Consider the following 26,117-nt stretch of genomic DNA (forward strand, 5'->3'; position numbering starts at 1 on the left):
GGATCATCCATTTCCTGCCGCTTCCTGCGGCACAGCAGAGGGTTCAGTTATCGTTGCGGCCCGGGGCGGCTTAGGGCGGCGGGGCGTGGCCCGCTGCGCATTGCGTGCATGGCGCGAGGGTGGAGGCGCGCCACCATGAATGAGCACATCGCCCGAGCCATCCAGGGTGATTTTTGTGCCGTGGAGTGCAATGCCATCGGCGTCGATCACCAGAGAACTTGATCCCGCGCGCAGAATCAGCGCATCGCCGGTCTCTATCGTGACCGTGCCTGTGACTTTGACGTCGATGTCTGCGCCGGCCGTGAGGACCGTATCCGCATCGATGCAGAGTTGAACGGAGCCCGCGACGGTCTGTTCCAGGTCGCCTCCCACGCGCTGGACCTGCCTGCCCAGCACGTCGCAGTGCGCGTCACCGCGAACCAGCCGGAACGTGTCGCCGCCCGTGTCGGCGTGGCAATCGGCGGCATGACGCGCGAACGCGTTGCCGTCGATCACGTGATGCGACTCGTGCTTCACGTGCACCGCGATGTCGTGGTCGACGATCAGCGACGCATCGCGGCCCGCATGCATGTCCAGCGATTCTTCGCCTGCCGTGTCGTCGAAGCGCAGCTCGCTGCTGATGGCGGCGTCGCCCAGCGAGCGGGACCGATAACCCGCCAACGTTCGCGCTGGCAGATATTCGTACGGGGGCCGCTGTCCTGCGTTGTAGACGGAACCGGTGATGATCGGGCGATCCGGATCGCCGTCCAGATAGCCCACCACCACTTCCTGCCCCACTCGCGGCAGGAAGCTCGCGCCCCATCCCGCGCCCGCGAGCGGTTGCGCCACACGCACCCAGCACCCGGCGTCGTCGGACGGACTGGCCGCGTGCTCCCAGTGAAAGCGCAGCTTCACACGCCCGTCGGCGTCCGATACCTGCGTGCCCATGTCACCACCGACCACGATGGCGGTCTGCACGCCGGTAATGACGGGTCGGGGGATCGGATCGGCGCGAAAGGAACGCTGCACGGAGAGTGCGTGAAATTCACCACGAATGACTGGCTCGACGTGGTTGCCCACGTTCTCCGATGGCGCACTGATACTCAGCGTCAGCCGCGTCACGACAAACCGGCCACTCTCCCCGGCCATACGCTCGTCGTCCAGCGCAATGGCCTGACCGACGCTGATGGCCGGATGGCGGGTGCCCGCCCGGCAAAGATTCGCTGCGGCCTGCACGGCATCCAGCTGCTGGCGTGCCAACGCGTCGGCATGACCGCGCTGCTCGCTGCCCGCCGGGTAATCGTAGATCGCCAGTGCGTATTCGTCCGCTGGCGCCATGGCTTCGCCACAGAGCATTGCTGCGCTGCGGTTCGTGGCCCGTTGCCAGGCGAAGTCACCCAGCGTCACCGCCGTGGACGTTACGGCGGCGGCAGACTCCCAGGTCACATTGCTGTCGCCCATGGCGGCCAGCCATGGCAACGCCTCGCCATCGGACACGGCATGCGAGGCCGCCGAATCAACAATGACCATTTCTTCGCCCGCGGGCGTGTGCCGGAAAAAGAAGTACACACCGATATCGGCGAGCAGGCGCGTCACGAAGCGATAGTCGCTCTCCCGGTATTGCACGCAATGCTCCCGGGGCGGGTCGTCGGGCGAACACTCCCACGCCACCCGTGCCGGATACGCAGACAGCACCTCATCCACGATGCTGCGTACGCTGCGCTGGCGGAAAATCCGGCAGTCAGCAGCCAGCGTAGCCAGCCACAGCCACGGGCGAAGAACAAAGCGATAGCGCCCGCGCTCCATGCGAACCACCTGCGCCAGCACGCCCTGGAAACGACGGTACACACGCTTGCCTGCGCACACTTCCAGTGTGGCCAGCGCGCCAGCCAGCGATTGCGCGGTGCGCTCGGGCAACGCATCCGGACAGGTCAGCTGATAGGTGGGAAGTTCGCTCAATGCATCGGACAGCATGAGATGGCTGACGCGCAGCGGCTTGCCTGCGTTCTCAACGATCAGCCAGCAACGAAAGACGTCCACGGCATCAGATTCACGCGACATGGGTGCGCACCGCCTGCGGCATGGAAATGCGAACGACGCCGCCCCACATGCATCGGCATTTGCAGTTCGCGTCGAGCACGGCAGCCACGGCCACCCGCGCTTTCTTCGCGCCGGGCTGCCATGGCGGCTGTGTGGCAGGTACACACGGCTGCGGCGTCAGCACGCCCATCGCCGCCGACGTGGCAGCGGCCACAGTGGGATTGGCCAGCGAGCGGCACATGCCGAAGGGTTGAATGTTGAGCAGGGGCACACCGTCCATCACCGTGGCGGCCATCTGGCCCTCGATGCGGAACCTGTGCCCCGGAGCCACCACCAGGCGCGATGGTGCCATTCCGAACGAACAGATCAATGTGGCTCCCGCCACGGCAGCAAGCGTCATGAGTTCTTCCCTGATGAGTCTGACTCGTGTGTCCGCGCAACGGCGTAACGCACGGAGTCGTAAATGAAGCCTTTCGAGCCGCCCCTGGCACGTCCTGACAGCCACGCGGAATGGCCAAGACGGTAGCCATCGCCCAGTCGCATCACAGGGCAGGCCCCGGGTTCGATGCACAGCGATGCGCGCCACTGCATGCTGCCGTCCACGTGAGAGTCCACCATGCGCGCCAGATCGCGGCCATCTGGCTGATCGGGGAGCAGGCGGCGGTACGTCGGCCACGGCAACGGCCCCAGGCGAAGGTGAAACGCGTGCTGGATATTCCACCCGCGCTGGCCAGCCAGCGTGTCCACGCCAAGCCGCGCGGGCCTTCCGCCTCCCAGTTGCAAGCGGTCGAGGCGATGGCGCGCCATCCATCGTCCGGCGAAGGGAATGACCCGCGCCTGGACGTGAAAGCGGGAGCGGAGACGTTGTTCAAGCGCGTCGGCGCTACGGCGCTGATCGCTGTACACCAGACGGATATCGGGCAGTGCCATGGGCGTCGCGCGGCCACCCAGAGCGCACAAGGCCGCTGCGAAGACGTCCGGATCGTTGATATCGCCATGCGGTCGCGCCTGAGCCCAGGCGCGATACAGCAGGCAGACCAGGCGGTGATGGAGCATGTCCATCAGCCGCGGCATCGGGTCGTCGGGGAGGCAGGCACGCATCAGTACTTCTTCGCTGACGTGCCGGGGCATGGGCCCATTCACGCCAGTCAGGCCGAAGAACGTGACTTCGACGTGCGGCGTGCTGAACGGCGCGGCGCGCGAAGGAAAGCGCACCTCCGCCGGATCGAAGGCAAGCGAGAGCCCCGGCACGAAGCGCACGGGATCATCGGCAGGGCGCGTTGACGTGCCGACGCGGGGCAAGTCCGGACGAAGGCGTTCCCACGCCCGCACGGCGCCGAAGAAGCTTCGGTTGTCCGGGATCACGCCCGTCACAGCAGGATGCCCCTGCCCGCCCGCGCCGGCCACGATGCCACCCGACCGCGCGTTGCTGTTTCCACCGAGGTTTCAGTGAATGTGTTGAGCGCGGCGTAGCGCGCAAAGAATGCTTCCAGCGCTGCGCCGGCAACCCGCACACCCACGCCTTCGCAGGCGTCGTCATCAAGAGTGACAGTGAGCCGCAGGCCGCGTGCAAACGACACAGGGCCGGGGCCGGGCACCCTGCGAAACACGCTCTCCGAACGCAGTCCGATCAGACCGTCGATGAACCGCTGTGCTGCCGCGTTGCCATGGTCGGTCTGCGAGCGCAGCAATTCGCCCAGCGTGGCCGCCCCTCGCCAGGCATCGTCCGAGCCCAGTTGCAGATAGCTGCGCGATACGTGGGACAGCGCATGCCACAGGCGACGGTCGGGCGGCGGCGAACTCATGGGTCGGGACGGACCCGCCAGACAGCGCACGTTCTTCACCGGCGCGCTGGCATCAAGGACCGCCGAACCGCCACCCGCCTGCGCGATGGCGTAAGGCAGCACGCCATTGGAACACCAGGCCACGATGGAGAGCTCACCCGCACTGACGCCAGCCGCAGACGCCGGATCGTCGATCAGGCTGATATGCGTATCGCCGTGAACATAGTTGCCCTGGGGCACATCGGCGGGGATGGACAGGCGGGGCGTTCGGCGAAGGCGATAGTAAGCACCCTCCGGAGAAGGCGCCGTGGAGTACACCGGCATGATGGCGCGCGTGCGTCCCTGCCCCATGTGCGCGGTGACGTCGGCGATGCTGTAGATGTCGAAATCGCGGGGCCGCGAACGATCCACCACGATGCGCAGGTCGTCCGCGCGCCCGTCCAGCACGATGCGTTCGGGTCGTTTGCGAAATAGATTGATCGCAGGCGCACAGAACAACGCCAGACAGCCGTTTTCCAGGCGCGCGGGCAACTGGCGTGCCGCGCGGCCCAGCGGCAACAGCACATCGAAGGCATCCCCGGCGCAATCGGCCAGAGCGCCACGCAAACCCTTCAGTCGCACAAAGCGACATGCGGCAGGAAACGCGAGAAAGTGGCGCAGGTTGCGCAACGCGCTGTCGCCCAGATCGGGTAACACGTCAGGCACCGGAACATCGGTGGGTTCGGCCGAACAGCGGATGACGTGGCGCGTTGCCGCTGCCGGATCGCCTTCCACACACGCACGGGCAAATGCCACGCCCGATGGCGCGGACAGGGTGTCGTACAGCGCGTTGGTCAATGCCCCGCTTCCGGTCACGAACAGAACCAGCTCGTCCATCGCAAGGGATGCGAGCCGGTGACCGGTGAGGGCGCGAAAACGCAGGCGAAGATGTGACCCCGCACGCCCGGTTTCGCGCACCTGCTCGACGCCGGCAAGGCTGAGCGGCCACAGCGTGGCGTCACGCAGTGTGCGAAATTCGCAGACCCGGGTATGACTCCCGGACACCCGGACAGGCGTGCCAGCGCGCAACGGATGACCGAAAGCAAGCGAGCGCTGCGCGGCATCCGGATCGAAATGCAGTACGGCCATGGACGGAACGGGTGCCAGTGCAGCCGGGTCAATCAGCGCCAGAAGGCTTTCACTGAATTCCGGCAGGCTGGCATCCATCCGCTGTTGAATGCGTGCGGTGAGAAATGCCAGGCCTTCCAGCAGACGTTCCACATCCGGATCGACCGTGGCGTCTTCGCGCATGCCCAGTTGCCCGGCTGCCGAAGGATACGTGCGCGCGAATTCGGCGCCCATCTCCCGCAGAAATCGCAGTTCCTGCTCGTAGTGATGCAGCAGCGCGCTATCCATGCGCACGCTCTGCGCCGCTGGCGAAACGGACGCGCGCCACGCCGGTCTCGGCATCCCACTGCGAATACGCCCGAAAGCCCATGCCCTCGTCCGCCCCCGCCAGTTCACCCACGATGGCAAAAGTCACCTGAGCACACGGCAGGTCTGGCAGCCAGACACGTTCGACGGTCAGGGTGTGACGCTTCACGCGCGGCTCGAAGGCCACGATGGCGGAACGAATCTGCTCCGCCAACGTGTCACTTGCGGCGCCGGCCACCAAACGCCCCGCGATGTCGCCGAGCCCATAGTTGAGGACCGACCGAGCCGCTTCGCGATAGCGCCCACGCGTCACCTCATCCACGGACGCGGTGGTGTTGAACAAGGCGGAAAGACTCGCCTTCAACATCGATGCCGGATCATCGGGGACCGCCGTCTTCGGCGCGCATGACGCGCGGCGAAGACGTTCGAACAGGCCCGCCCGGGAACGGAGCGGCACCCTCGCCGCACGCATGGTCATCCGCGTCGGCGTTCCCGCAAATCCCACACCTTGGGCGTACCGGTGAGCTGCTTGGCACCATCGTACTGGTTGCCCTGAATCGACAGCTTCATGAAGTGAAGCTGGAACGTCTCGGTAGGACGACCCATGGACGCGGAGGTATTGAAATGCGTGATGAGCACTTCGTCCATCTTCATTTCGACGAGCACTTTCTCGGCGTTGGCGGACCCTGTTTCAAGCACCCGCAGCGTGGCGGCGCCAAGCGACGCACCATCCACGGAATTGATGAAAAGCTCTGCGGACGCCATGTCAGCCGTCTTCGTGCAGAGCATTTCAGACACCTGGCCCGCGCCGGTCTTGCGGTTGTTGCTTCCCTCGTCCATCACCACGCCACGCCCGCTGGACACGCTGTAGCTTTGCAGGAGAATCCAGTCCTTGTGCTCGGGAATGCTCGACGAGCCTTTGATTTCCTTGTCGAACTTGATGACGATGTTGTTGACGCTCGAACTCATGAGTTGACCTTTTCAGTGAATGAACGCGCGCAGGCGCGGCTTACCCGGTGATGGACGGGAGTCGTGATACGAGGCGCAGCGAGACGGTGAGCCCCTCCAGCTGGTAGTGCGGGCGAAGGAAGAATTTGGCCTTGTACATGCCCGGATTACTCTCATCCTCTTCCACCACCACCTCCGCGCCGGCCAGTGGCTTGCGCGCCTTGTCGAAATCAGTGGCCGTAGACGGGTTGTATTCGACGTATCGGCCGATCCAGTTGTTGAGCCAGGTTTCCATGTCCGCGCGTTCGCGGAAGCTGCCGATCTTGTCGCGCACGATGCACTTGAGGTAGTGCGCGAAACGGCAGGTGGCGAACAGATACGGAAGCCGCGCGGAAAGCTGTGCGTTGGCCGTGGCAATCGGATCGTCGTACTCCTGCGGACGATGCAGGGACTGCGCACCTATGAAGGCGGCCGATGTCGTGTGCTTGCGGTGCACCAGCGGCATGAAACCATTGCGGGCCAGTTCCAGTTCGCGACGGTCGCTGATGGCGATTTCCGTCGGACAGGTCATGTCCACGCCACCCTCGTCTGTCGTGAACACATGCACGGGCAGCCCGTCCACGCGGCCACCGGACTCGATGCCACGAATCTGCGAGCACCAGCCGTAGAGGCTGAACGACCGGTTGATGTTCACGCCCATGGCATAGGCTGCGTTGGCCCAGACATAGCGCGACGAGTCACCGGCCGTGTCCTCTTCGAAATCGAAATCGTCCACCGGCAATGTGCGCGCGCCATACGGCGGTCTCGCGAGAAAGCGCGGCATGGTCAGACCCACGTAGCGCGCGTCGTCGGATTGGCGGAACTCGCGCCACGCAGCATGCTCGGGGGTCTGGAAAATCTTGCCGAGGTCTCGGGGATTGGACAGCTCGGCCCACGAATCCATCAGCATCACAGAGGGGTCTGCCGCCGCGATGAGCGGCACGTGCGCGGCAGCGGCAATACGCGACAGGGAACGAAGCAGGTCGATATCCGCCGCCTCATGACTGAATGCCATGTCTGCGACGATCACACCGTAAGGCTCACCTCCGAACTGACCGTACTCGTGTTCGTATATCTTGCGGAACAGCGGGCTCTGGTCCCACGCAACACCACGATACTTGCGCAGTTCGCGGGCAAGTTCCGCCTTGCCGGCGTCCAGCACGCGGATTTTCTGCCGCTCGCTGGTCTCGGTGTTGGACACCAGGTAGTGCAGTCCCCGCCAGGAGGCTTCCAGCGCCTGCCACGACGGATGATGAAGAATGGCGTTGATCTGGGCGGTAAGGCGCTGGTCGATGGCGGCAATCAGCGCCTGCATGGTGTCGATGACATCGCCGGTGATGATGTCCAGCGACTGGAGCGCCTGCTCGGCCAGCGTGCGCACGGCCTGCTCCACGGCCGCGCGTGCTTCGTCGGAGCGCGGATGAAGCTCCTGCTGGAGCAATGCCGTGAAATTGCCGGCGTCGAGGTCCAGCGTATCCAGCTGCTGGGTAGCTACCATCATGATGCAAGCGCCTTCATCACATCCGGGCGCGCGAGCAACGATGCAACAAGTGCCTCGGCACGCGCCTTGCCATCCATATAGGTGAGCAGTGTGGCCAGTTGCTCGCGCGCCACGAGAAGCTGACGCAGCGGTTCGACATGGCGGGCGATGGCGGCAGGGGCAAAGTCGTCCATGGACTGGATCGTTACGGTGACGGGCAACTGCCCTTCTCCGGTCAGCGCGTTGTCGACAACACACTGCACGGTCGGCCCGATGGCACGCAGGCGTTCGTCGAAATTGTCGATGTCGATGTCCAGAAACTGGCGATCCGCAAGCGGCTGCCTGCGCGCATCAGCAGAACCGGCCAGGTCGGCAATGACGCCGGTGACCAGCGGCAGTTCAACGACGGCCTGCGCGCCGTTGACCTCCACGTCGTATTCAATCTGCACACGTGGTGGGCGATTTCGCGCGAGAAACTTCTGACTACTTTCCATGCCGGTCATTGATGGTTCCTGATGGGCGTTAGGTTTGCTAATCGTCTGTCGAGGCGCCCAGCGCATCGCGGAACTCCCGCCCCGCGGACGGGGAAAGTTCGTCGACAACACCGAGAAAATCGAGCGACGCCAGACGACGTACGCGCTCCACCAGAAAAGGCACGGGACTCGAAGGCTCGCATCGCACGTAGTAGGCACTGACGGCATCGAGCAACCGGTACACGTCGTCTCGCGAGCTGCATGGGGTGGCGCCGGGTACGACCGGTGCGGGCGCACTGGGCTCTGCAATGCGCGGTACCTGCGACGCCTGACGGGCTACCTGCGCGATGCTGACCGAAACGGTACGCAGGAACACCGATAGCGGTTCCAGCGCGTTGCTGCCGTTGGCTTCGCGATCAAGGCAGCCAACGACACCGTCGACGCTGTCGATCAGCCTGTCTATCAGTGACGCAAAGCTGCTGAAGCGCTCAACGTCAATGGATGCGGCCCACGCACTGAGGGCCATCTGCGTTTCCGCCGACGTGCGCGCTGCCAGCGCATCGCGCAGCCGCAGCGGCGTGGCGAGCGGGTGCGATGGAAGGCTCCAGCGCCCCAGGGACGACAGCACGTCGACGGAAGACAACCCGACGAGCGCGTTGACCCGCGCGACAGGATCAGCACCGTCTTCGTCGTAGAGCTCCGGCCACGCATCCTGCCAACGCTCACTGACGACATACACGATCAGATCAAGGCCGGAAGCGAAGCCTTCCAGACCGCGACGCTCCATCCATGCGCGTGTCAGCCATACGGCCACGCGCAGATCGCAGGAGCGCTCCAGCATCGAAAGACAGGTATTTTCGATGGACAGCCAATCGGTGGGCGGAGCGGCGAACACGCGGTCGCCATATTGGGCATCCGGGCGCCCCTCCACACGCATGGCGAGGGTCACAAATTCGGCATCGGTTTCCAGATCGATGCCGCGCTCACGTCCGCGAAGACGTGCGATCAGCGTGGCCGCATCGGGTACGGGTGTTTCCAGACGGTTGTCCATACAAGCTCCACAAACATCGCATTGCCGCGCGACGTCCAGGGACTTTAGTCATCGTATGAAACGAAGGCTCTCAGACCAGTCTGAAAAATCCGGTTTTATTACGGGCCCTGGTCGCAGGCTTCCATGTGCTGCACCAGCAACCGAACAGACTCCCTGCCCTGCCAGTCGTTGATGGTCAGCTCATAGGCCACGCGTACCTGCGCCGGAGGGGGGGTGCCGTGATACGCGTTGAACATCACCGCGTCGTGAACCACGCCCGATTGATGGCAACGCAGTTGCAGGCGCAGGTGCCGCTGTCCCATCACCTTCCAGGACACGCACTCGAAGCGCTGCTCGAATACCGGCTGCGGGAAGCCCTGCCCCCAAGGGCCGGCATCGCGCAGCTGGCGGGCAAGGTCCAGTGTGTGATCGTGTCCGTGAATTTCGCCATCGGTGACCACGAGTGCCTGAAGCCGCTCGTCGTCCAGCTGGGCACGTGCCAGCGTGTCAAAGGCCGCTGCGAACGCATCGAAGTCACTCGCGCGCAGACTGAGGCCTGCCGCCATGGCGTGGCCGCCAAAACGCAGGATCAGGCCGGGGTGCCTGGCATCAATGTCCGCCAGTGCATCACGGATATGAAAGCCAGGGATCGAGCGGGCCGAGCCGCGCAGTTCATCGGAGTCGTCGCCCGCGGGGGCAAATGCCATCACCGGTCGGTGCAGCTTTTCTTTCAGCTTCGATGCAACCAGCCCGACGACGCCCGGGTGCCAGCCCGCGTCGAATAGCGCGACCCCGACGGCGTCGCTATGTGCGGCGCTGGCTGCCATGGTCTCAGCTTCATCCACCATGCCCGCCTGCAACTCGCGCCGCTCCTGATTGATGGCCGAGAGCTGATCCGCGTAACGACGCGCCTGCGCGGCATCGTCCGTGATGAGGCACGCAACGCCCAGCGACATGTCTTCCAGCCGACCTGCCGCATTCAGGCGCGGGCCGATGGCAAAGGCCAGGTCGGTGGCGCTGATGGTGGACGTTGCCCGCCCGCTGGACTGAATGAGCGCCATGATGCCTGCGCATGCGCGACCGGCGCGCATCCGCTTCAATCCAGCATCCACAAGCACGCGATTATTGAAATCCAGCATGACCAGATCAGCCACGGTGCCCAGCGCGACCAGGTCCAGCAATACCTGCAAATCCGGCTCGCCATCCGTAAAAGCATTCTGTGCACGCATCTGCGCACGCAGCGCCAGCAGCAGATAGAACATGACGCCTACGCCAGCCAGCGCCTTGCTGGGGAAACCATCGCCACGGAGGTTGGGATTGACGATGGCATCCGCATCCGGCAACGCATCGCCGGGCAAATGGTGATCGGTGATGACCACGGCCACCCCGCGCGCACGCGCTGCTGCCACGCCCGCGATGCTGGCTACGCCGTTGTCGACGGTGACAATCACGTCGGGCGCAGGATCAAGCGAGGCAACCAGCGCTTCGCTCAAACCGTAGCCGTGCACAAAGCGATTGGGCACCACATGCGCAACATGCCGCGCACCCAGCATGCGCAGCCCACGTACGGCTACTGCCGTGCCGGTCGCGCCATCGCAATCGTAGTCACCGGCCACCACGATGCGCAGATCGCGCTCAATGGCATCCATGAGCAACGCCACCGCGCGATCCATGCCGCCCAGCAGTGCCGGTGAAAGCAATCGCGCAAGGCGATGTTCTGCGCCTTCGGGCGTCGCCACACCTCGCGCCGCGTAAATGCGCTGAATGACGGGATGCACGTGGGCCGGCCAACCCGACGGCTCATCGGTCACGGGGCGGCGGCGCCATTGGCGCGTGGTCATGCTGCCGGCGCCCGGCGCCAGAACCTCAACCGATGGGCGGAGCGCAGAAGGTAACGTTCGCCACTTGCGAAACAGATGCGCAGGTCGTCGCCGCCACGCAGGCGGGCGGCGAGTGCCGGCCACCAGTCGCGCGCGAAGGTGCCAGCATCGGTGTCCTGAAGATCGACCAGTGCGAAATCGGGCGCGTCGCTGATACGCGCGACGTCACGACCAACGGTGTCGACACCGGCACGGGCAGCAAGCGCCCAGACCAGAAGGTCGTCGCTGATGACCTGGCCCATGCCGCAATCCACCCAGCCGGGTAGCGCACCACCACCCCACAGCCACACGCTGTTGACCGGCGTGCCGCCATGCGCGCGGCGCGTGACGTTCCATGGAGCGTTGTGCAGCACGATCTGCGCCTCGTTGATGAGTGCGCGCCAGCGACGGCCCACCTCACCCTGCGGCAGTTGCTCAAAGAGGTCCGCGCCCAGCGCTTCTTCGGGTTCCGGAAAACGTGGCAGGTCGAGATAGCTGGGCACCTTCAATTGCCAGTGCTCTGCGTCACCCACGTGCAATTCCATGCCTTCAGAAGCAAACGTGGCCGACAGCTCGTTCACCAGTGTGGCGGCATCGTCCCGACGCAGGCCCAGATTGCCGCATGCCAGCAGGCGCGCGCCGTTCATTTCCGGCTGCACCCATGCCGGATCAGCGCACAGCCACAACGCATCCCCGGCATCGCCCGCCACAAGCTGGCGGATCAATGCAGCGACAGGAAGCGGACCTTCGGGCAGGCCGAAGTGCTCACGCAAAGCCACTACGTAACCGGCGTCCTGGTCGGCAAGGCGCGTGCCGCGCGCCAGCCAGCCGGCGAAATCGCTGCTACCTGTGTAGCGCGCCGATGAGCCCAGCAGAACGTTGAGCGTGCCCATCCTCAGGCCTCGATCTGCTCAAGCAGATCCATCCATTCCGCTTCCAGTGTTTCCTTTTCGCGGCGCAGGTCGCCCTGGCGCTGGCTGAGTTTCATCAGCTCGCTGGTGGAACCTTCATAGATGGACGGATCAGCGAGCTTGCCCTGGATGGTGCCCAGTTCGCGATCCATCGTTTCCACCAACCCTTCAATCTTCTTGATACGTGCGCGCAGCGGTTTTTCTTTCTCGCGCTGCTCTGCGGTGGCCTTGCGACGGTCGCGTGAGGATTCCGCTGCGACCGGCGCCGACGCGACAGCCGCGGTGGTCTTGGTGGTCTGACGGCTGCGTAGCCAGCGCGCGTAGTCGTCCAGATCGCCGTCGAACGGCTCGACCACGCCATCGGCCACGCGCCAGAATTCGTCGCAGACCATGCCCAGCAGATGGCGATCATGGGAAACCAGCACGATGGCGCCATCAAACTCGGCAAGCGCATCGGCAAGCGCTTCGCGCATGTCCAGATCAAGATGGTTGGTGGGCTCATCGAGAAGCAGGAGGTTGGGCTTGTCCCAGGCGATGAGCGCCAGCGCGAGTCGCGCACGTTCACCACCGGAGAACGCATCCACCGGCTCGAACGCACGATCCGCCGGGAAATTCCAGGTGCCCAGGAAGTCGCGCAGTGGCTGCGCGCCAACGCCCGGCGCCTTTTCCTGCAGATGATCGAACGGGCTTGCGCCTTCGCGCAGGCTTTCCACCGTGTGCTGCGCGAAGTAACCGATGCGGACGTCCCGATGGAATGCGCGTTCGCCAGCCAGCGGCTCAAGATCACCCACCAGCGACTTCACCAGCGTGGACTTGCCGGCGCCGTTGGGACCCAGCAAACCGATGCGATCACCCGCTTCCAGACCGAAACCCACATCGTGCAGCACCACGTGGTCGCCATAACCGGCATCCACGTGATCCAGGCGCAGCATGGAGGTGGGCAGTTTCTCCGGCTTGGCAAAGTCGAAGCTGAAACCGCGCTCGGCGCGCACGGCTTCGGTGCCCGCCATTTTTTCAAGGCGCTTCACGCGCGACTGCGCCTGCTTGGCCTTGCTGGCCTTGGCCTTGAAGCGGTCAATGAATGATTGCAGATGAGCGCGCTCAGCCTGCTCGCGCTCGTGCGCAATCTGCTGCTGACGCAGGTGTTCGGCGCGCTGGCGTTCGAATGCGGTGTAGTCGCCCGTGTAGAGCTTGGCGGTGCCATCGTGCAGGTGCAGCGTGTGCGAGATCACGCCATCCATGAATTCGCGGTCATGCGAGATGACCAGCAGCGTGCCCTGGTAGCGGCGCAGCCACTCTTCCAGCCACAGCACGGCATCCAGATCCAGATGGTTCGTGGGCTCATCGAGCAGCAGCAGGTCCGACGGCGCCATCAGCGCGCGAGCCAGGTTCAGGCGAACGCGCCAGCCACCGGAAAACGAGGCGACGGGACGCTCATGGGTTTCGGCCGGAAAGCCCAGGCCGTGCAGCAGGCGGCCAGCGCGGGCACGCGCGTCGTAACCGTTGAGTTCTTCGATGCGGATATGCGCCGCGGCCACGGCTTCGTGATCTTCCGCCGCCGCGGCAGCCGCTTCGGCGCGTAGCACGGCAGCCACTTCTTCGTCGCCGCCCAGCACGTATTCAATCGCCGGATCGGGCAATGCGGGCGTTTCCTGAGCCACGGCGGCCATCCGCACGCGCGAGGGCATGTCCAGATTGCCCACTTCGGCCTCGATTTCCCCCTTCAGCGCGGCAAACAGACTGGACTTGCCGCAGCCGTTGCGGCCGACAACGCCGACGCTCCAGCCACTCTGCAAGGTGAGGTCAACGTTGGCGATCAGCGTACGGCTGCCGCGACGCAGGGCGAACTGGCGAAAGGAAATCATCGGAAAGGGGTCTGAACAGCGAGATCAACGCCCATGATACCCGGCCTTAGCCTTCGCGCGTCGGAGCGCCCCTTGTTACGCCAAAACGCGACGGGCGCCACAACGATGAAAGCCGGAGAACAACTCCGATGGCGTGAAGGCCCCACATCTGTTACAACGCTGCCGCAGCGCTACGTGGGGAGCGTGGAGAGCCGACATGTTGAAGTTCAAGCCTTTTGTATCGACGATCGCCCTTGTGGCGGCTCTGGCCGGCGCGGCCCCGTGGCACACCGCTCGTGCAGACAGCCTGCTGATGAAGCGCGTGCAGCAGGAACAGGGCATGAACCTGCCGGGCAAGGGCATGAGCATGGCCGAGGTGGAACGCCGCTTTGGCGCGCCCACCGCAAAGCTGCCCCCGCGCGGTGGCGGCAGCAAGCAGCAGCCGGTCATCAATCGCTGGGAATACCCCGGTTATATCGTGTATTTCGAGCGCAGCCACGTGGTTCACACCGTGCTGAACACGCCCGCTGGCAACAATACCAACCCCAGTCAGGCTCACTGACCCACCTGACGTGGCCCACGGGCGCAAACCCGCCCCCGCCACTGCACGACCCGTTACAATGCCCGGCCCCGGGCATTGCCGAGAGCGATGCCGTCCCCATATCCGACGAATGACATCGCCCATGAGCCAACACACCCTTCGACTGCCTGCGGAATGGGAAAACCAGTCCGCCGTGCTGATCGCGTGGCCGCACGCCGACACCGACTGGGCCGACCGCCTCGCCGCCGTCGAAACGACGTATGTGGCACTAGCAGCGGCCGTCACCCGCTTTGAAGACCTGATCATCGTCGTAGCCGACGCAGCACTGCGCGCTCACGCCGAAGCCGCCATCGGCGCCGCCGGCGCCGATCTGGCGCGCGTCCGTTTCGTGGAATTGCCGTACGACGACACCTGGCTGCGCGACTCCGGCCCCATCACCCTGGTGGGTGACGGTGGCAAGGCGCAGCTCACCGATTTCCGCTTCACTGGCTGGGGTGGCAAGTTCGGCGCCGAGCAGGACGACGCGCTGGTCGCGGGCCTGGTTGAGGCCGGCGTCTTCGGCAACGCCGCACATCGCCGCATCGACTGGGCGCTGGAAGGCGGCGGCATCGAGAGTGATGGCGAAGGCACCGTGCTGACGACGTGGCGCTGCCTGGTGCAGCGTCACCCGGACGAATCGCGCGAGGCGATGAGCCAGACGCTGGCCGACGGCCTGCATGCCAGCCGCGTGCTGTGGCTGGACTACGGCTATCTGGAAGGCGACGACACCGACGCACACATCGACACCCTGGCCCGTTTCGCACCCGGCCACGGCATCGTGTTCCAGGCATGCGACGACGCCTCGGACCCGCATCACGACGAACTGACCCGCATGGGCGCCGAACTGGCTGCCCTGCGCACGGTGGACGGCCAGCCGTACACGCTGCATCCCCTGCCCTGGGCGCAGCCGATCATCGACGAAGGCCGTCGCCTGGCCGCGTCCTATGCCAATTACCTGATCGTCAATGGCGCAGTGCTCGTACCCGCCTACGGCGATGCAGCCGACGATGAAGCCGCACGCATCATCGGCGTGGCGCATCCGGGCCGCGAGATCGTGCAGGTGCCCTGCCGTCCGCTGATCTGGCAGAACGGCAGCCTGCACTGCATCACGATGCAGCTTCCCGCCGCCCTTTCCGGGAGAACCGCATGACCCGCAAGACCCTCAAAGTTGCATTGCTTCAGGAAACCGACCGCGGTAGCCGCGACGCCAACCTGGACGCCATCGAAGCGGGCCTGCGCGAAGCCGCGAGGGCTGGCGTGGAACTGGTGCTGCTGCAGGAACTGCACAACGGCCCGTACTTCTGCCAGCGCGAAACAGTCGACACGTTTGACCTCGCTGAAACGATCCCGGGCCCCAGCACCGAGCGCCTGGGCAAGCTCGCCGAAGAGCTGAAGCTGGTAGTGATCGCGTCGCTGTTCGAGAAGCGCGCCACCGGCCTGTATCACAACACGGCCGTCGTCTTTGATCGTTCGCGCGAGATCGCCGGCCGCTATCGCAAGATGCACATCCCTGATGATCCGGCGTTCTACGAGAAGTTCTACTTCACGCCGGGCGACCTCGGTTTCGAACCGATCCAGACCTCCGTCGGCAAGCTCGGCGTGCTGGTGTGCTGGGACCAGTGGTATCCGGAAGCCGCGCGCCTCATGGCGCTGGCTGGCGCCGACCTGCTGTTCTATCCCACCGCCATTGGCTGGGACCCGACCGACGACGACGCCGAGAAAGGTCGTCAGCGCGAAGCATGGATCACCGTGCAGCGCGGTCACGCGGTGGCCAATGGCCTGCCGTTGCTGGCAGTCAATCGCACCGGCTTCGAGGCAGACCCCTCGGGCGTGGGCAATGGCATCCAGTTCTGGGGTTCGAGCTTCGTTGCAGGTCCGCAGGGCGAGTTCATCGCACAGGCCGGCACGGACGGACGCGCACTGCTGATTGCAGACGTGGACATGGAGCGCAGCGAACACGTTCGCCGCATCTGGCCGTTCCTGCGCGACCGTCGCATTGATGCGTACGCCGACATCCTGAAGCGTTACCGCGACTGACACCTTATATAAGACAGGACTTCCCGCGCGAATGAATGCCCACGAGAACGACGTCACCTTGCCCGCCGCCCTGGAAGGCCAGCCCATCGAGCGCATGACGCGCGACGGCATCGAGTACGTGGTGCTCGGCACGGCGCATGTATCGCGCGCCAGCGTGGACGCCGTCAATGCGCTGCTGGAAAGCGAGCATTTCGACGCCGTGGCGGTCGAGCTGTGCGCCAGCCGCGCGCATGGCATCCGCGATCCGGAAGCGTTCAAGCAGATGGACCTGTTTCAGGTCATCCGCCAGGGCAAGGCGGGCATGGTGGCGGCAAGCCTCGTGCTTTCCTCGTTCCAGAAGCGCCTGGCTGCGCAGTACGGCATTGAGCCGGGCGCGGAGATGAAGGCCGCGATGGATGGTGCCGATCAGCGCCGCACGGCCATCTGGCTGGTGGACCGCGAAGTGGGCACGACCCTCAAGCGCGCATGGCGCAGCGTGGGTTTCTTCCAGCGCTTCGGCCTGCTGGCCGGCATGCTGGCCAGCGTGTTCGAGCGCGAGGAAATTGCCGAGTCGGACATCGAAAAACTCAAGCAGAGCGATCTGCTGGAAAGCGCTTTCAGCGATTTCGCCCAGGGTTCTGCGCCGCTCTACCGCGCATTGATCGGCGAGCGCGACGAATACATGGCCGCTCGCCTGCGCGAAAACGCAGCACGCTTTGAGCCGGGTGAAAGCAAGCGGGTGCTGGTCGTGATCGGTGCCGGTCACCTCAAGGGCATGGTCGAACAGTTGCGCACACAGGTAGCGGACCCGCAGTCCACCGCCGACATGCTGGCGCAGACGCCGCCGCCCTCGCCGTGGCCCAAGTGGATTGCCATTGCCCTCGTGCTGGCCGTATTCGTGGCCATCGGCTTCGCCTTCCACCGCAACACCGAACTCGGCGCTGCCGCACTCAAGAGCTGGATTCTGTTTACCGGTGGACTGGCCGCACTGGGCGCACTCATTGCGGGCGGTCATCCGCTGAGCATCATAGCGGCGTTCATCGCAGCACCACTCAAGCCATTCCGTCCCGGCATTCCGGCAGGTGGCGTCAGCGCCATGGCCGAAGCGTGGGTACGCAAACCTCGTGTTGTGGACTTTGAAAACCTGCGCGACCAGATCACCCACTGGAGCGGCTGGTGGAAAAACCGGGTGGCCCGCACGCTGCTGAACTTCTTCCTGGTCAGCGTCGGCACCATCGCCGGCGAGTACATCGCTGGCGTGCATATCCTGCGCAGCCTGTTCTGAGTTGTCGCCCGGAGCGAACGGCCTCTATACTCGGTGGGCTTTCAACCCGGTCGCAACCGGAACTCCAGGGACCCTCCATGAAGCGATTGCAATTGCTTGGCCTGGCCATTGTCGCCCTGTGCGTCACTGCCGGGGCACATGCCGAAGGTGATAAGGCGCACGGCCGTGAACTGGTTTACACATGCGCCGGTTGTCATGGCGTTGATGGATATCAGAACGTCTACCCGTCGTACAACGTGCCGCACATCGCGGGCCAGAACGAGCAATACATCATCAATGCCCTGCACGCCTACAAAAATGGCGAACGCAAGCATCCGACGATGACCGCCCAGGCTGAAAGCCTGTCCGACAAGGAAATCGCGGACGTCGCCGCCTACCTGTCCAGTCTCGCCAAGTAAGTCGCCGAGGACTACGCATGAAGCATGCGATCACGATATTTACGCTCGGCGCCGTACTGGCGCTGTCCGCTTCCCAGGCGTTTGCAGCCGGCGATGTGGCCCGCGGCAAAACCAAGGTGGCAACGTGCGTGGCCTGCCATGGCCAGGACGGTCAGTCGATCGACCCGCAGTACCCGCGACTCGCGGGCCAGTACGCCAGCTACCTGGCGCAGAGCCTGCACGAGTACAAGGACGGCCGCCGCACCAACGCCATCATGAAGGGCTTTGCAGCCGGGCTGTCCGATCAGGACATCGACGATGTGGCCGTGTATTTCTCCAGCCTGCCCACCAAGCTGGACGGCCTGGAACATCACATCCAGGGCAACTGACCCGTCGCCTACACACAGACAGGCCCGCTTGCGCGGGCCTTTTTCGTTCAGGTGAGCGCCGATGCGCCTGAGGCACCCGCATAGAACGGGGTCTTGCCGCTCTTGTGGTCGGTGGCATCACGCACTTCGGTGATTTCCGGAATGCGCTCGCGCAGGGTTTTCTCCACGCCGTTCTTCAGCGTGACATCCACCATGCCGCAGCCATGGCAACCGCCGCCGAACTGCAGGATGACCACGCCGTCGGCATCCACCTCAATGAGTGAGATGCGACCGCCGTGCGAGGCCACGCGCGGGGCGATTTCGGCCTCAAGCACATAGCGCACGCGCTCAACGAGGCTGGAGCCTTCGCCCGGCTCTTCCCCCTTGATGCGTGGCGCGCGGATATTGAGCTGACCGCCTGTGGCATTGGTTTCGTAGTCGATGTCGGCCGGATCGAGCCAGCGGACGCTGTCGCCATCCACGTACAGGTTGAAGCCCTTGCACTCGACCGTCCACTCGTTGCCCGTGAGCTCGCCCGCCTCGCAGAATTCCAGCTCGCACTGTGCTGCGGGCGTGCCTGCCGCGACCACGCGCAGGCGAATGCCCAGCCCGTCGCTGCCCTGCGTGGAAAGCAGACGCAGGAAGTGGGCCTGCGCCCGTTCGGAAATGTCGATCATGATTGCTCCAGTACGGCGCTCCGGTGGGGAGCCGGAGGAAACAGTACGATTTTAGTCCAGATTCAATCTGGATGCGGAGCTTTGACATTTCAACGGCAACCTTCGACGCTTCGCATCCCATCCGCCCCAGGTGACCAACGGACCATGAGCACTCATCCCCTCGCTTCCCAGCACTGCCAGCCGCGAAGCGGTGCCGAACACGCGCTGGATCGCGCCGCCATTGAGAAGCTGCTTCCCGAGGTCCCCGGCTGGACGGTAACGCCTGATGGCAAGGCGCTGGTCAAGGACTTCCGTTTCCACGATTTCCATCGCACGCTCGGCTTCATCAATGCCGTGGGCTTCATGGCCAACCACGAAGACCACCACCCGGACATCGAAGCCGGCTACGGCCACTGCCACCTGCTGTGGTCGACCCACGACGTGGGCGGGCTGTCGCTGAACGACTTCATCTGCGCCGCCCGCACCGAGGCACTGATCGCCCGTTGATGAGCGTGATCCGCGCCGGCCGCGCCCTCCTTCCGTGGATCATTGCGGCAGCCATCCTGTGGCTGCTGCCCCTGCTGGCTGCACGGGTGGTTTCTCACGAACTGGTGGCTCAGAGCGAGCGCGAGACCGCCGCCTATGACAGCGACTCATCGCCATGGGCGTGGTCATTCCGGCGCCCGGAAGACCTGGTGGCCTCACGCGCCTTCGGCGGCGGTCGCCTGGACAGGGTGCATGGCAGCCTGAAGGTGACGGCCGTGGCCGACACGCCAGTGGAGGTCGGCTTTCCCATGAGCCGCCCGGCGGACATCGTGGATCTATCGCGCCTGCGCCTGGACGTGACGGCACCACCCGCCACCCCGATGACCCTGCTGGTGCGCGAGCACCTGAATACCCCGGCCGTCACGGCCACACTGCCGGCGAACGTGACAGCCCAACGCCCGTTCGAGGTGTCGCTGGGCAAACTCCCCTGGAAAGACGATGCCGGTCACGACGTGGCGTCGCCGAAGCGCGCGGCCATGCTCCGCCTCGTCCTGAATCTGCCCAAGGGCGGCTCAGCGGACCTGCATGCCGCCGCCCTTCTGCCCTTGAGCCCACTCCGCGCGACACCCGTGGCATTGCCCGCCCGGGGAAGCGCCGAAGCCCTGCTTCAATGGCGCGATCTCATCTGGGCCGGAGACCCTTCAGCCCGACTGGGCAGCATGCCGCTTCACGGCCGGGAACCCCGTGGGCCGGTGCTCGACTGGTTGATCCTGGCGATCTATGCCTCGGCGCTGGTCGTCCTGACCCTGCGCCCCGTCCGGGGCCGTGGCGGGCAAATCGTGGAGGCGCTGGCCGCCGTGGCCGGCCCTCTCTGGCTGATCGCGGGCATGAGGCTCGGCCCCGTCGCCGTCCTGCCGGCAGGCATCTGCTTCTTGTGTGGGCTTGGATTCGGCGTCGGTCTGGCGATACGCAGGCGGCTTCCCGAATGGCATTGGCTGGGCAGTGCCCGCGCCATGGCGCTGCCGTTACTTGCGGTTCCCGCAGCCACGCTTGTGGTGGCGGCCTTTGGGCACGCGCTTGCCTGGCCCGCACCGGGGCGCGCACTTCTTTATGTGGCCTGGGCGTTGTTGCAGCAGTGGCTGATGCTGGCGGTGACTGCGGCCCTGCTTGACCGACTCGTTCCCCGCGCCTGGGCCGTACTGGCCGTGGCGACACTGTTCGCCCTGCTCCATACGCCCAACGGGCTGCTGATGCAGATGTGCTTCGTGGCCGAACTTGGCTGGGCGTGGTGCTTTCTGCGCTACCGCGCACTGGGCCCCATCGCGCTGGCCCACGCGGCCAGCGCCGTGTTGCTTCAGGCGGGCCTGGCCGGCGGGATACTGCGCTCGCTGGAAGTGAGCGCGCGGTTCCTCAACTGACGAACCGATCTCAGAGCTTGTCGAGAAAGGCCTTCAACTCGTCCGGCAGGGGCGAGGAAAAATCATAAGAGCGGCCGTCCAGCTCGAAGCTCATGTGCGACGCATGCAGGAACATCCGCTTCAGGCCCTTGGCCCGGAACTTCTTGTTGGCCTCTTCGTCGCCGTACTTCGGGTCGCCCGCCAGCGGGTGACCGATGGACTGCGCATGGACGCGGATCTGATGCGTGCGCCCCGTACCCAGAGTAGCCTCCATGAGGCGCGCTCCGGAGTATTGCTCCAGCTCGCGGAAGAAGGTCAGCGAAGGCTTGCCCGCATCGTCCACGCGGACCATACGCTCGCCGCCGTGCATCACTGACTTGAGCAGCGGCGCGTTGACGTCGAATTTTGCCTTGCGGGGATGACCCACCATCAGGCACATGTACTGCTTCACGACCTCATTGGTACGGATCAGCGCCTGCAGGCCGGTCAGGCCGGCCCGGGTACGGGCAAACACGAGGATGCCGCTGGTGTCCCGATCCAGGCGGTGGACCAGCTCCAGGTGCTCGGTGGGCCGGGCCGCCCGCAGAAGCTCGATGGCGCCGTGGCTGACGCCGCTGCCACCATGGGCCGCAATGCCCACGGGCTTGTCGATGACGAGGAAGTGCTTGTCTTCAAAGATGATCGAGTCGGTTACCGCGCGGACCATGCCTGTGGGGGCGGACCCGGTCGACTCCTTTTCAGCCACGCGCACCGGAGGAATGCGCAGCATGTCGCCCGCTGCCAGGCGTGTGTCGGGCTTGGCACGCTTGCCATTGATGCGCACCTGACCGGTGCGCAGAATCCGGTAGACCAGACTCTTGGGCACGCCTTTCAGGATGGTCATCAGGGCGTTATCCACCCTCTGCCCGTCTCGTTCCGGGCCGATTTCCAGCTGCCGTACACCTTGGCCGCCGTCGAGGGAAGTTGCCGTCTGCATTGATAAAACTCGAAATTGATAGGATACTCGGGGAGCGCCAAGCCCCGCCTGCGGAGTACATCCCTTTCGGGGCGCCCGTCCGCCACGTCGGCGAGGATTGCGCCGAACCCGCCCCTTGGCGGTCGGTCGCAGCTCCCTTTCATCGTAACGGTTCGGGTCGCAGTTGTCCGGTAATTCCACAGGGATGCGGGACCGGTTGCGAAGCGCAATGCCAAGAATCACGCCGGGACCAGGAATCGGTCACGGAACCTAAAGTCGCTTCACGCTTCACCGCTTGCGGCGCGTTCCCCGGCAGGCCGCCATAAGGCGCCACCGCGGCGCGCGGCCGCGCGGCAAGGCCGAGGAACTACAATGAAACGCATGTTGATTAACGCGACTCAGCGCGAAGAGTTGCGCGTGGCCATCGTTGATGGCCAGAATCTTTACGATCTCGACATCGAAATCCCGTCCCGCGAGCAGAAAAAGGCCAATATCTACAAAGGCCGCATCACCCGCGTCGAGCCCTCCCTTGAAGCCTGCTTCGTCGATTACGGCGCTGAGCGTCACGGCTTCCTCCCCCTGAAGGAAGTGTCCCGCGACTACTTCCTGGAAGGCGGAAAAGGCAACAACATCCGCGATCTTCTGAAGGAAGGTCAGGAAATCATCGTCCAGGTCGAGAAAGAAGAGCGCGGCAACAAGGGCGCTGCCCTGACCTCGTTCATCAGCCTGGCCGGCCGCTACATGGTGCTGATGCCCAACAACCCGCGTGCGGGTGGTGTGTCCCGTCGCATTGAAGGCGAAGATCGCCAGGCCCTCAAAGAGGCCATGGAGCACCTGAACGTCCCGGACGAAATGGGCCTGATCGTGCGTACCGCCGGCATGGGCCGCGACGCCGAAGAGCTCCAGTGGGACCTGGACTACCTGCTGCAGCTCTGGAAGTCGATTTCGTCGGCAGCCAACTCGCAGAAGGCCCCGTTCCTGATCTATCAGGAATCGAAGCTGTTCATTCGCGCCCTGCGCGACTACCTGCGCAACGACATCGGCGAAATCCTCGTGGACGAGGAATCGCTGTTCAACGACGCACGTGATTTCGTCCAGCAGGTGATGCCCAACAACCTGCGCAAGCTCAAGCTGTATCAGGACCCGACGCCGCTCTTCTCGCGCTATCAGATCGAAACCCAGATCGAGAGCATCTTCGAGCGCAGCGTCCGCCTGCCCTCGGGCGGGTCGATCGTCATCGACCAGACCGAAGCGCTGACCGCCATCGACATCAACTCCTCGAAGGCCACCAAGGGCAGCGACATCGAGGAAACGGCGTTCAACACCAACTGCGAAGCGGCGGTGGAAATCGCTCGCCAGCTGCGCATCCGTGACGCTGGCGGCCTGATTGTCATCGACTTCATCGACATGGACAGCCCGCGCCACCAGCGCGAAGTCGAAGAGAAACTGAAGGAAGCCCTCAAGGCCGACCGCGCCCGCGTCCAGATTGGCCGCATCTCGCGCTTCGGCCTGCTGGAAATGTCGCGCCAGCGTCTTCGCCCGAGCCTCGGCGAAGCCACGCAGATCGTCTGCCCGCGTTGCGAAGGCCACGGCCACATCCGCAGCGTGGAATCGCTTGCCCTGTCGACCCTGCGCCTCATCGAAGAACACGCGATGAAGGAAAACACGGGACAGGTACTGGTCCAGTCGCCACCCGCCGTCGCCAACTTCCTGCTCAACGAGAAGCGCGCCAGCGTGGTCGAGATCGAGCTGCGCCATGCCGTGCACGTGGTGGTGGTGGCCGACGACAAGCTGGAAACCCCGCACCTGGAAATCACCCGCATCCGCGAAGCGGACATGGGCGAGCACAGCAAGCCGAGCTACGAGCGCGTGACGCCCGTGTCTGCCACCGCGCTGCCCAAGATGGGTCAGGCGCTGGGCAGCGGCGAGCAGCCGCTGGTGACCGGCGTCGTGCCCTCCACGCCCGCGCCGGTGCGCGACGAAGCCGCCGAGGCTGTCGAGGCACCGGTAGCTGCCGCACGCCCCGCCAGGGCGCCCGCACAGAGCGGTGGCTTCTTTGCAGCCATCGCCGGCTGGTTCCGTCGCGCAACGGCCGCACAGCCGGAGGCCGACGCCGCACCGAAGCGTCAGGACAACCAGCCGCAGGCTCAGCGCGGCCAGCGTCGTGATCGTGATGACCGCGGCCAGGCCCAGGGCCGTGGCAACAACAACCAGCAGCAGCGCCAGCAGCGCGGCGGCAAGGAACAGCAGGGTCGCGGCGGCAAGGATCAGCAGCCCAAGAGCGGCAAGCAGCCGCGTGCCGAGCGCGGTGAGCGTGCCGAGCGCCCGGAGCGCGACAACAGCCAGCAGCGCAACGCGCAGGCACAGGCCGGTGGTCGCCAGGGTCGTCAGGATCAACCGCAGCAGCAGGCCAGCGAGCCGCGCAAGCAGCAGGCACAGCAGCAGCCCAAGGCCGAGCGCCAGCAGCAGCCGCGCCCGTCCGCCGAAAAGCTTCCGGCTGCCGCCGCCACTGCCGAGGCGGTGATCGACAAGGACAAGCTTGTCGTCGTCTCCGCCGGTGATGACGCCGTCCATGGCGATACCTCCATCGTGGACGTCAACAACGCCTCTGCTCCCACCGATGGCACCAAGGACACCGAGGGTGGCCAGCGCCGTCGTCGTGGCCGTCGTGGTGGCCGTCGCCGCCGTCGCCAGGATGAGACGGGTGCAACGAATGCCGGCTCCGCCGATGGTTCCGATTTCGACGACGAAGACGGTGTCGACGAGGGCGAAACCTCGAACGAAGCACCGCGCAAAACCGAACGCGTCAGCGCCAGCGTCCCGCCGGTTCTGGACACGGCCGCTGCATCCGAAGCCGCTTTCGCGGTGGAAGCCCCCACGTCTGCCGCTGCCACGCGCCCGTCGCGTGACGCCGACAGCAAGCCCGTTGTGCCCGCACCGGTACTGAGCCTGCCGCCGCTGCCGCCCATTCCGGGCAGCACGCCGCCGAAGGCGAACGCTGCGGCCACGCCTGCGCCCATCAGGCCGGCCCCGGTGGCCACGGCCACGCCTGCCGATGCCGCCGACGCCCGCACGACCGAGCGCGACCAGACCGAGTCCACAGCTCCGCTGGCCGAGGCCACGCGCCCGGCTGCGCCCGTCGTCGCCCCGACGCCGGCCGCTCCGGCGGTTGAAGCTCCGGTGACGCCGGCTCCGGTGGAGAAGATCGAGGCATCGTCCGCTCCGGCTGAAGAAGCCCCGAAGCGCACGCCCGCTCCGATCGAAACACCGACGCCGACCGCCAAGGCTCCGGATACTGCCGTTCACGCAGAACCCGAAGTGAAGGCACCCACGCCCGTCATGCCCGAAGCCAAGGCTCCGGTGGCTGCGGCTCCGACGCCGGTGGCCACGCCGGTTTCGAGTGAGGCTCCGGCCGTCGCCGCAACTGCCGCTCCGTCGCATGCCGCCAAGGAAGTCAGCGAAGCCGCACCGGCTGCGGTTGCACCGCCCACGCCTGCGCCGACACCCGCCCCGACTGCCGAAGCTGCAAAGCCGGTGGCCGAGCCGGTGAAGGCTGAAGCGCCGAAAACGCCTGCCATCGAGCCGGTGGTTGTCAGCGAAAAGCCCGCCTCGCCGCTGGACGCTCCCGCTCGTGGCATGCTCCCGGACGCAGACGAAAGCACCGACGCTGCCGCACCCGTGACCACGCCGGCGCCCGTTTCCAGGCAGGTTCAGCCGGTGGAAACCAAGGCGCCCGTCGTGGCCGCGCCGGAAGCGCCGAAGACTTCGCCGGCCCCCGTCGTCGTTGCCCCGGTCGCGCCGAAGGCACCGGAAGCACCGGTCAGCTCCGACGTGAAGGTATCTGCGCCCGCGTGGACGCCGCCTGCCCAGGGTGATCTCCTGACGCGTCCGCGCCAGGAACCGACGGATGTACGGGACCCGTCGAAGGAAGACTGATCGCCCAGTCTCCGTGCCCGTCCTGATTTAGGTTGACACCTGCAAGGACGGTATAGCAGCAGGCTGGTACTGCCGAAAGAACGCCCGATGAGGTCCATCGGGCGTTCTTCATTTTGGCGGTAGGTGAGGACGCTCGTGGTTGTAGATAGCCACCGACTCCCTGACCATCTGTCGGGCCTGTCGCAGATCAGCCGGCCGTTGCAGCGGCAACTCCCCTTTCCTGCTGGGCGCGACCAGCAAGCGGGCACCCCCCGGCAGCGC

23 protein-coding genes are annotated in these 26,117 nt (G+C 65.3%); 9 read left to right on the forward strand and 14 right to left on the reverse strand.

Annotated elements, in window-relative coordinates; translation table 11 throughout:
• Window positions 1–3 precede the first annotated feature (3 nt).
• The 12 genes from tssI to FHW69_RS07745 form a co-directional block, all read right to left on the reverse strand.
• The gene (tssI, locus tag FHW69_RS07690; RefSeq protein WP_183422467.1) at window positions 4–2,040 is read right to left on the reverse strand and encodes a type VI secretion system tip protein TssI/VgrG; all 2,037 of its coding nucleotides are present in this window, start codon (window positions 2,038–2,040) and stop codon (window positions 4–6) included.
• Window positions 2,030–2,419 (reverse strand): DUF4280 domain-containing protein, encoded by a 390-nt coding sequence (locus tag FHW69_RS07695; protein WP_183422468.1) that lies wholly within the window; start codon window positions 2,417–2,419, stop codon window positions 2,030–2,032. The genes tssI and FHW69_RS07695 overlap by 11 nt, the downstream gene beginning before the upstream one ends.
• Complete coding sequence (gene tssG, locus FHW69_RS07700) at window positions 2,416–3,393, reverse strand: type VI secretion system baseplate subunit TssG (RefSeq protein ID WP_183422469.1); 978 nt, start codon at window positions 3,391–3,393, stop codon at window positions 2,416–2,418. Before tssG ends, FHW69_RS07695 begins: the two co-directional genes overlap by 4 nt.
• Window positions 3,390–5,198: a type VI secretion system baseplate subunit TssF gene (gene tssF / locus FHW69_RS07705; RefSeq protein ID WP_183422470.1), complete on the reverse strand. Its 1,809-nt coding sequence runs from the start codon at window positions 5,196–5,198 to the stop codon at window positions 3,390–3,392. The genes tssG and tssF overlap by 4 nt, the downstream gene beginning before the upstream one ends.
• On the reverse strand, window positions 5,191–5,583 hold the full coding sequence (locus FHW69_RS07710; protein WP_183422471.1) for a GPW/gp25 family protein: 393 nt from the start codon (window positions 5,581–5,583) through the stop codon (window positions 5,191–5,193). The genes tssF and FHW69_RS07710 overlap by 8 nt, the downstream gene beginning before the upstream one ends.
• Before the next feature lie 107 nt (window positions 5,584–5,690).
• Entirely contained in the window at window positions 5,691–6,185 is a 495-nt protein-coding gene (locus FHW69_RS07715; protein WP_183422472.1) for a type VI secretion system tube protein Hcp, read from the reverse strand.
• Window positions 6,186–6,225: 40 nt separating this feature from the next.
• Entirely contained in the window at window positions 6,226–7,704 is a 1,479-nt protein-coding gene (tssC, locus tag FHW69_RS07720) for a type VI secretion system contractile sheath large subunit (protein WP_221195458.1), read from the reverse strand.
• Complete coding sequence (gene tssB, locus FHW69_RS07725; RefSeq protein WP_221195478.1) at window positions 7,701–8,177, reverse strand: type VI secretion system contractile sheath small subunit; 477 nt, start codon at window positions 8,175–8,177, stop codon at window positions 7,701–7,703. Before tssB ends, tssC begins: the two co-directional genes overlap by 4 nt.
• Before the next feature lie 37 nt (window positions 8,178–8,214).
• A complete protein-coding gene (locus tag FHW69_RS07730) occupies window positions 8,215–9,207 on the reverse strand; it encodes a type VI secretion system ImpA family N-terminal domain-containing protein (protein WP_183422474.1) in 993 nt (330 codons plus the stop codon).
• A 98-nt stretch (window positions 9,208–9,305) separates the two neighbouring features.
• The gene (gene recJ, locus FHW69_RS07735) at window positions 9,306–11,027 is read right to left on the reverse strand and encodes a single-stranded-DNA-specific exonuclease RecJ (RefSeq protein WP_183422475.1); all 1,722 of its coding nucleotides are present in this window, start codon (window positions 11,025–11,027) and stop codon (window positions 9,306–9,308) included.
• Complete coding sequence (locus FHW69_RS07740; RefSeq protein ID WP_183422476.1) at window positions 11,024–11,938, reverse strand: phosphoglycerate mutase; 915 nt, start codon at window positions 11,936–11,938, stop codon at window positions 11,024–11,026. Before FHW69_RS07740 ends, recJ begins: the two co-directional genes overlap by 4 nt.
• Before the next feature lie 2 nt (window positions 11,939–11,940).
• The gene (locus FHW69_RS07745) at window positions 11,941–13,821 is read right to left on the reverse strand and encodes an ATP-binding cassette domain-containing protein (protein ID WP_183422477.1); all 1,881 of its coding nucleotides are present in this window, start codon (window positions 13,819–13,821) and stop codon (window positions 11,941–11,943) included.
• A 196-nt stretch (window positions 13,822–14,017) separates the two neighbouring features.
• Between FHW69_RS07745 and FHW69_RS07750 the strand changes: the two genes are divergently transcribed.
• The 6 genes from FHW69_RS07750 to FHW69_RS07775 all read left to right on the forward strand — a co-directional run bounded on the left by FHW69_RS07750 (window position 14,018) and on the right by FHW69_RS07775 (window position 18,447).
• A complete protein-coding gene (locus FHW69_RS07750) occupies window positions 14,018–14,362 on the forward strand; it encodes a hypothetical protein (protein WP_183422478.1) in 345 nt (114 codons plus the stop codon).
• A gap of 121 nt (window positions 14,363–14,483) precedes the next feature.
• Window positions 14,484–15,530 (forward strand): agmatine deiminase family protein, encoded by a 1,047-nt coding sequence (locus FHW69_RS07755; RefSeq protein WP_183422479.1) that lies wholly within the window; start codon window positions 14,484–14,486, stop codon window positions 15,528–15,530.
• Window positions 15,527–16,417: a carbon-nitrogen hydrolase gene (locus FHW69_RS07760; protein ID WP_183422480.1), complete on the forward strand. Its 891-nt coding sequence runs from the start codon at window positions 15,527–15,529 to the stop codon at window positions 16,415–16,417. The genes FHW69_RS07755 and FHW69_RS07760 overlap by 4 nt, the downstream gene beginning before the upstream one ends.
• A 31-nt stretch (window positions 16,418–16,448) precedes the next feature.
• Complete coding sequence (locus tag FHW69_RS07765) at window positions 16,449–17,681, forward strand: TraB/GumN family protein (RefSeq protein WP_183422481.1); 1,233 nt, start codon at window positions 16,449–16,451, stop codon at window positions 17,679–17,681.
• A 77-nt stretch (window positions 17,682–17,758) separates the two neighbouring features.
• On the forward strand, window positions 17,759–18,079 hold the full coding sequence (locus tag FHW69_RS07770; RefSeq protein WP_183422482.1) for a cytochrome c: 321 nt from the start codon (window positions 17,759–17,761) through the stop codon (window positions 18,077–18,079).
• A 17-nt stretch (window positions 18,080–18,096) separates the two neighbouring features.
• Window positions 18,097–18,447, forward strand: a complete 351-nt coding sequence (locus FHW69_RS07775) for a cytochrome c (protein ID WP_183422483.1) — start codon at window positions 18,097–18,099, stop codon at window positions 18,445–18,447.
• A 47-nt stretch (window positions 18,448–18,494) separates the two neighbouring features.
• On the opposite strand, the gene FHW69_RS07780 is transcribed toward FHW69_RS07775, so the two are convergent.
• On the reverse strand, window positions 18,495–19,103 hold the full coding sequence (locus tag FHW69_RS07780; protein WP_183422484.1) for an NfuA family Fe-S biogenesis protein: 609 nt from the start codon (window positions 19,101–19,103) through the stop codon (window positions 18,495–18,497).
• Between the two features lie 144 nt (window positions 19,104–19,247).
• Between FHW69_RS07780 and FHW69_RS07785 the strand changes: the two genes are divergently transcribed.
• Both FHW69_RS07785 and FHW69_RS07790 read left to right on the forward strand, forming a co-directional pair.
• A complete protein-coding gene (locus FHW69_RS07785) occupies window positions 19,248–19,589 on the forward strand; it encodes a 4a-hydroxytetrahydrobiopterin dehydratase (protein ID WP_183422485.1) in 342 nt (113 codons plus the stop codon).
• A complete protein-coding gene (locus FHW69_RS07790; RefSeq protein WP_183422486.1) occupies window positions 19,589–20,986 on the forward strand; it encodes a CPBP family intramembrane glutamic endopeptidase in 1,398 nt (465 codons plus the stop codon). Before FHW69_RS07785 ends, FHW69_RS07790 begins: the two co-directional genes overlap by 1 nt.
• Before the next feature lie 10 nt (window positions 20,987–20,996).
• On the opposite strand, the gene FHW69_RS07795 is transcribed toward FHW69_RS07790, so the two are convergent.
• On the reverse strand, window positions 20,997–21,941 hold the full coding sequence (locus FHW69_RS07795) for an RluA family pseudouridine synthase (protein ID WP_183422487.1): 945 nt from the start codon (window positions 21,939–21,941) through the stop codon (window positions 20,997–20,999).
• Between the two features lie 351 nt (window positions 21,942–22,292).
• Between FHW69_RS07795 and FHW69_RS07800 the strand changes: the two genes are divergently transcribed.
• The gene (locus FHW69_RS07800; RefSeq protein ID WP_183422488.1) at window positions 22,293–25,856 is read left to right on the forward strand and encodes an Rne/Rng family ribonuclease; all 3,564 of its coding nucleotides are present in this window, start codon (window positions 22,293–22,295) and stop codon (window positions 25,854–25,856) included.
• The last annotated feature ends 261 nt before the right edge of the window (window positions 25,857–26,117 follow it).

Source organism: Luteibacter sp. Sphag1AF (assembly GCF_014192715.1).
GTDB lineage: Bacteria > Pseudomonadota > Gammaproteobacteria > Xanthomonadales > Rhodanobacteraceae > Luteibacter.

Excerpts from the sequence above, each read along its gene's own strand:
- FHW69_RS07755 (WP_183422479.1), top strand. The coding sequence starts at position 14,484 with ATGAGCCAACACACCCTTCGACTGCCTGCGGAATGGGAAAACCAGTCC.
- FHW69_RS07745 (WP_183422477.1), bottom strand. The coding sequence starts at position 13,821 with ATGATTTCCTTTCGCCAGTTCGCCCTGCGTCGCGGCAGCCGTACGCTG.
- FHW69_RS07740 (WP_183422476.1), bottom strand. The coding sequence starts at position 11,938 with ATGGGCACGCTCAACGTTCTGCTGGGCTCATCGGCGCGCTACACAGGT.
- FHW69_RS07765 (WP_183422481.1), top strand. The coding sequence starts at position 16,449 with ATGAATGCCCACGAGAACGACGTCACCTTGCCCGCCGCCCTGGAAGGC.
- FHW69_RS07710 (WP_183422471.1), bottom strand. The coding sequence starts at position 5,583 with ATGTTGAAGGCGAGTCTTTCCGCCTTGTTCAACACCACCGCGTCCGTG.
- FHW69_RS07795 (WP_183422487.1), bottom strand. The coding sequence starts at position 21,941 with ATGCAGACGGCAACTTCCCTCGACGGCGGCCAAGGTGTACGGCAGCTG.
- tssB (WP_221195478.1), bottom strand. The coding sequence starts at position 8,177 with ATGGAAAGTAGTCAGAAGTTTCTCGCGCGAAATCGCCCACCACGTGTG.
- FHW69_RS07730 (WP_183422474.1), bottom strand. The coding sequence starts at position 9,207 with ATGGACAACCGTCTGGAAACACCCGTACCCGATGCGGCCACGCTGATC.
- FHW69_RS07715 (WP_183422472.1), bottom strand. The coding sequence starts at position 6,185 with ATGAGTTCGAGCGTCAACAACATCGTCATCAAGTTCGACAAGGAAATC.
- FHW69_RS07800 (WP_183422488.1), top strand. The coding sequence starts at position 22,293 with ATGAAACGCATGTTGATTAACGCGACTCAGCGCGAAGAGTTGCGCGTG.
- FHW69_RS07775 (WP_183422483.1), top strand. The coding sequence starts at position 18,097 with ATGAAGCATGCGATCACGATATTTACGCTCGGCGCCGTACTGGCGCTG.
- tssF (WP_183422470.1), bottom strand. The coding sequence starts at position 5,198 with ATGGATAGCGCGCTGCTGCATCACTACGAGCAGGAACTGCGATTTCTG.
- FHW69_RS07770 (WP_183422482.1), top strand. The coding sequence starts at position 17,759 with ATGAAGCGATTGCAATTGCTTGGCCTGGCCATTGTCGCCCTGTGCGTC.
- FHW69_RS07785 (WP_183422485.1), top strand. The coding sequence starts at position 19,248 with ATGAGCACTCATCCCCTCGCTTCCCAGCACTGCCAGCCGCGAAGCGGT.
- tssC (WP_221195458.1), bottom strand. The coding sequence starts at position 7,704 with ATGATGGTAGCTACCCAGCAGCTGGATACGCTGGACCTCGACGCCGGC.
- FHW69_RS07790 (WP_183422486.1), top strand. The coding sequence starts at position 19,589 with ATGAGCGTGATCCGCGCCGGCCGCGCCCTCCTTCCGTGGATCATTGCG.
- FHW69_RS07760 (WP_183422480.1), top strand. The coding sequence starts at position 15,527 with ATGACCCGCAAGACCCTCAAAGTTGCATTGCTTCAGGAAACCGACCGC.
- FHW69_RS07750 (WP_183422478.1), top strand. The coding sequence starts at position 14,018 with ATGTTGAAGTTCAAGCCTTTTGTATCGACGATCGCCCTTGTGGCGGCT.
- FHW69_RS07695 (WP_183422468.1), bottom strand. The coding sequence starts at position 2,419 with ATGACGCTTGCTGCCGTGGCGGGAGCCACATTGATCTGTTCGTTCGGA.
- tssI (WP_183422467.1), bottom strand. The coding sequence starts at position 2,040 with ATGTCGCGTGAATCTGATGCCGTGGACGTCTTTCGTTGCTGGCTGATC.
- recJ (WP_183422475.1), bottom strand. The coding sequence starts at position 11,027 with ATGACCACGCGCCAATGGCGCCGCCGCCCCGTGACCGATGAGCCGTCG.
- FHW69_RS07780 (WP_183422484.1), bottom strand. The coding sequence starts at position 19,103 with ATGATCGACATTTCCGAACGGGCGCAGGCCCACTTCCTGCGTCTGCTT.